The sequence below is a fragment of the Streptomyces sp. NPDC002671 genome (genome assembly GCF_053592475.1).
Genome location: NZ_JBSFVU010000185.1, coordinates 1 through 1012, shown reverse-complemented (window position 1 = coordinate 1012; position 1012 = coordinate 1). Strand labels below are relative to the sequence as shown.

Annotated in this window: 1 pseudogene; it reads left to right on the top strand. The window is 66.2% G+C overall.

Annotation, left to right across the window (positions count from 1 at the left end):
- A pseudogene (locus ACWD35_RS45625) lies at nt 1-1012 on the top strand (DNA polymerase III subunit alpha); the annotation flags it as partial.

Below are 1012 nucleotides of genomic sequence, written 5' to 3'. Positions count from 1 at the left end.
AGCTCGCGCATCCTCGGCTACCCCTTCAGCCACGGCGAGCGGATCACCAAGGCGCTGCCGCCGGACATCATGGGCAAGTCCATCCCGCTGGACGGAACCTTCGACCCCGAGCACCCCCGCTACGTCGAGGCCGGCGAGATCCGGACGATGTACGAGAACGAGCCGGACGTCAAGAAGGTCATCGACACCGCCAAGGGCGTCGAGGGCCTGACCCGAGGCACCGGTGTCCACGCGGCCGCGGTCATCCTGTCCAAGACCAAGCTGACGGAGCGCATCCCGCTGCACATGCGGGCCTCCGACGGCGTGAAGATCACTGGATTCGACTATCCGTCGTGCGAATCCATGGGTCTGATCAAGATGGACTTCCTGGGTCTGCGGAACCTGGGCGTCATCGACCACGCGCTGCAGAACATCCGGGACAACCGTGGCGTCAACCTCGCCACCGTCGACCCGGTGAACGGCGACACGGACACCCTCGTCATCCCCCTGGATGACAAGAAGACCTTCGAACTGCTGGGCCGGGGCGACACCTTCGGCGTGTTCCAGCTCGACGGCGGCGGCATGCGCGCGCTGCTGAAGCTGATGGAGCCGTCCCGGTTCGAGGACATCGCGGCAGCCCTGGCGCTGTACCGGCCCGGGCCGATGGCCGCCAACGCGCACACCAACTACGCGCTGCGGCAAAACGGCAAGCAGGACCCCGACCCCATCCACCCGGAGCTGAAGGACGTCCTCGACCCGATCCTGGGGAGCACCCACCACCTGCTCATCTTCCAGGAGCAGATCATGGCCATCGCCCGGACACTCGCCGGGTACACGCTCGGCGGCGCCGACATGCTGCGCCGCGCGATGGGCAAGAAGAAGCCCGAGGTACTGGCTGCTGAGTGGGAGAAGTTCCACGGCGGCATGAAGGCGAATGACTACTCGGAGGAGGCCATCAAGGCCATCTGGGACGTCATGCTCCCGTTCTCCGGCTACGCCTTCAACAAGTCCCACACCGCCGGCTACGGCCTGG